The following is a 3,679-nucleotide window of genomic DNA, read 5'->3' on the forward strand; positions in this document are numbered from 1 at the left end:
TTCACCTGGACGCCGCCGATGTCGAAGGACGACGCGAAGACCTTCTGCGCCTGGGAGAAGCCGTCCATGTTGCTGATGTCGTCGGTGGCGACGTTTCCGGTGACCAGCTTGGTCACCGCGAGGTTCATACCCTGGAGGATCAGGAAGGTGCCCAGGGTGATCAGGAAGCTGGGCAGTCCCGTCTTGACCACAAGCCAGCCGTTGAGGAACCCGATGGCCAGAGACACGACGAGCGCGGCGATCACACCCACCCACACGTTGAGGGTGAGCTGGTAGCTGAACATGGCGGCGGTGAGCGCCGAGGAGATCACGGCGACACCCGAGGAGAGGTCGAACTCGCCGCCGATCATCAGCAGCGCGACCGGCAGCGCCATGATGCCGATGGTGGACGACTGGTACAGGATGTTCGCCATCGAGGAGCCGTCGCGCACCGGCGGAGCCGCGATCAGAAAGAAGACGTAGACCGCCGCGGCGCCGAGGAAGACGCCCACCTCGGGGCGGGCCAGCAGCCGGATGGCCGGCGACCGCTCGGACGTGCGGCCGTCCTTCTCCTGGGCCGGCGGGGCCGGCGACGGGGAGGTCGTCGCCGGCGCAGCCTGCTGGGTCATAGTCATCACCGGGTGCCCTTCGCGGCGAAGGCGGCGACCTTGTCGATGTTGGTCTTGTCGACGATGGCCGGGCCGGTCAGCACGGCCTGCTGACCGCCGCCGCTGTAGTTTCCGTTCGTCTTGTAGAGCCACAGGGAGTCGACGGACAGGTAGCCCTGGAGGTAGGGCTGCTGGTCGATGGCCCACTGGAGCTTGCCGGACTGGATGGCGCTGACCGCGTCCTTGTTGAGGTCGAACGTCGCGAGCTTGGCCTTGCTGCCCGCGTCGGAGATCGACTGGGTGGCGATCAGCGCGATCGGCGCGGCGAGGGTCGCCACGAAGTCGATGGAACTGTCCTGGCTGAGCTTCGCGGTGATCGTCGACTTCACGGACGGTGCGTCGGTGCCGTTGACGTAGAGGATGTCGGTCTTGCCCTTGAAGGTCTTCTTCAGCCCGTCGCAGCGCTGGGTGAGGCCGATGTTGCCCTGCTCCTGGATGACACAGACGGTGTGCTTGGCGCCGGCCTTGTTGAGCTGGTTGCCGAACGCCTCACCTGCCACCGTCTCGTCCTGCCCGAAGAACTCCAGCAGACCGAGCCGCTTCCAGTCGCTCACACCGGAGTTGAAGCCGACGACGGGTATGCCGGCCTGCCCGGCCTTGGCGACGACGCTCTTCAGCGCATCCGGCTTGGCCAGAGTGACGGCGATCCCGTCGACCTTCTGGTCGATCGCGTTCTGCACCAGGTTGGCCTGGTTGCCCGCGTTCGGGTCGGACGAGTAGACCAGCTTGACGTTGTCCTTGGCCGCGGCGGCCGCGGCGCCCTTGCGGACGATGTCCCAGAAGGTGTCACCGGGCGCGGCGTGCGTGATCAGGGCGACCGTCATGCGGGGCGTGCTGGCCTTGCCGGCGGAGACGGCGGCCCCGCCCTCGTCGGCCTTCTTTCCACCCGAGCTGCTGGAGCATCCGGCGAGGAGCAGTGCGGCCGCCGCAGCGGTTGCGACGACAGGAGCGATTCTGCGCGAGCGGGGGTGGGACGAACGGTCCATCTTTCCGGCACCTCACTGTGCGGCTGGGGAGGGTGGAGGCGGCTGACCGGGCGAACGCTCCGGAACACATGCCGTTAACACGGCTGTTGCCTATGACGGAGATGGAACCCTCACGCCACCCTGAGGTCAACGCTTGTAAAGACATCATTTGTCCATCAAGGCAAGATGTCAGGGCAATTGCTTGACGCTGGTTGTGCGCGCCCTCTACACCTGAAATGACCAGGGCTCTCAAGCCCGTCCCCTCGCTTTCTCGGCCGTGACGGGAAGATATCTGCCGCATCGAGGGGAGTCTCGAATGGGCGGCCCATTTGATGTATTAACCATGGATCGAGCGAGGGTCGACGAATTTCTGTTCCGGACCAGAGTGTCTCTGCATAGAGAACGGTGAATCGCGCCGTCCGAAGGAGGCTCCCGCCATGACCCGTTCGCCCGAACCGCGTGGTCGGGACCACTCGTGTCACCTGCCCGCGGGCAGGACCGCGAGTGCCTTGTACACCGTTGACGTCACGCCCCGGACCGCGGGCTGGGAGTTCTCCAGCCTGCGCGTGGTCGACCTGCCGCCGGGTGGCTGGCACGACTTCGACACCGACGACAGCGAGTGGTTCGTGGTGCCGTTGTCCGGCTCGTGCACGGTCGCCCTCGGCGGCCGGACGTTCCGGCTGTTCGGACGGCAGAACGTCTTCAGCGGTGTCACGGACTTCGTGTACATGCCGCGCGACGCGCACGTCGCCCTCGCCACCCGAGGCGGCGGCCGCTTCGCGCTCGTCGGAGCGCGCTGCGACCGGCGTCTGCCTGCCCGTTACCAGCCCGCCGCGGCTGTTCCTGTCGAAGCGGACGGCAGCGGCCGCCACAGCCGCCTGATCAACAGCCTTACCGCGGCAGGGGGCTTCGAGTGCGACAGGCTCAGCGTCGTCGAAGTCCTGACGCCCGGCGGCAACTGGTGCTCCTTCCCGCCGGACGCGCACCAGCAGGACCACCCGGACGGGAACCGACGGGAGGAGATCTACTACTTCGAGTCCGCCGGAGACGACGGGGCCGCCCACCGGCGGGTCTCCGTCGGCAGTGGCCGCGAGTCCGGCTTTCCGGCGGAGGTCCGTGACGGCGACGTCGTTCTCGTACGCACCGGCTGGTGCGGTCCCTTCGTCTCCGCGCCGGGCCACGACATGTACTACCTCAACGTCATGGCGGGCCCCGGCGTACAGCCTCCGGCCGTCGTCTGACTACCCCCTGCCGGACCGGGACTCGCGGGTCCTGACACCGCCGGCCGACCCTCGCCTCCTCCGCACCGCACCCGACAGCCGCCTCGGCCACACCTGAGTCCGGCCGCCCGAAAGGAAACCCGCATCCGATGAAGCGCCTCAGCCACTGGATCAACGGCAAGCCCCGCGAGGGTTCGTCCGAGCGTTACGGCCCTGTCCACGACCCGGCCACCGGGCACCTGGAGAAGCAGGTCCCCTTGGCGTCGGTCGACGAGGTGGACGCGGCGGTCGCGGACGCCAAGGACGCGTTCGTGGCGTGGGGTCAGTCCTCGCTGGCCAAGCGCACGGAGATCCTGTTCCGCTTCCGCGCCCTGCTTGACGCCAACCGGGACGCGATCGCCGAGCTGATCACCGCCGAGCACGGCAAGGTGCACAGCGACGCCCTGGGTGAGGTGGCCCGCGGTCTGGAGATCGTGGACCTGGCCTGCGGTATCAACGTGCAGCTGAAGGGCGAGCTGTCCACGCAGGTCGCGTCCCGCGTGGACGTCTCCTCGATCCGGCAGCCGCTCGGCGTCGTCGCGGGCATCACGCCGTTCAACTTCCCGGCGATGGTCCCGATGTGGATGTTCCCGATGGCCATCGCGACCGGCAACACCTTCGTCCTGAAGCCGTCCGAGAAGGACCCCTCCGCGTCCGTCAAGATCGCCGAGCTGCTGGCCGAGGCCGGGCTGCCCGACGGCGTCTTCAACGTGGTGCACGGTGACAAGGTGGCCGTGGACCGGCTCCTGGAGCACCCGGACGTCAAGGCGGTCTCCTTCGTCGGCTCGACCCCGATCGCCCGCTACAT

At 67.7% G+C, this 3,679-nt stretch carries 4 protein-coding genes; 2 read left to right on the forward strand and 2 right to left on the reverse strand.

Translation table 11 applies throughout. From position 1 onward, the window contains the following. A partial coding sequence (locus tag ACWGKQ_RS51920) for an ABC transporter permease (protein WP_453299136.1) occupies window positions 1-614 on the reverse strand: 614 nt, incomplete at its 3' end. Beyond that, on the reverse strand, window positions 614-1,633 hold the full coding sequence (locus ACWGKQ_RS51925; RefSeq protein WP_453299137.1) for a substrate-binding domain-containing protein: 1,020 nt from the start codon (window positions 1,631-1,633) through the stop codon (window positions 614-616). The genes ACWGKQ_RS51925 and ACWGKQ_RS51920, both read right to left, overlap by 1 nt. A 488-nt stretch (window positions 1,634-2,121) precedes the next feature. On the opposite strand from ACWGKQ_RS51925, the gene iolB reads away from it, so the two are divergent. After that, a complete protein-coding gene (gene iolB / locus ACWGKQ_RS51930; protein WP_453299138.1) occupies window positions 2,122-2,853 on the forward strand; it encodes a 5-deoxy-glucuronate isomerase in 732 nt (243 codons plus the stop codon). A gap of 128 nt (window positions 2,854-2,981) precedes the next feature. After that, window positions 2,982-3,679 (forward strand): aldehyde dehydrogenase family protein (locus ACWGKQ_RS51935; RefSeq protein WP_453299139.1); only part of this gene is annotated, 698 nt, incomplete at its 3' end.

Source organism: Streptomyces sp. NPDC054770, from assembly GCF_053611985.1.

Excerpts from the sequence above, each read along its gene's own strand:
- ACWGKQ_RS51925 (WP_453299137.1), bottom strand. The coding sequence starts at position 1,633 with ATGGACCGTTCGTCCCACCCCCGCTCGCGCAGAATCGCTCCTGTCGTC.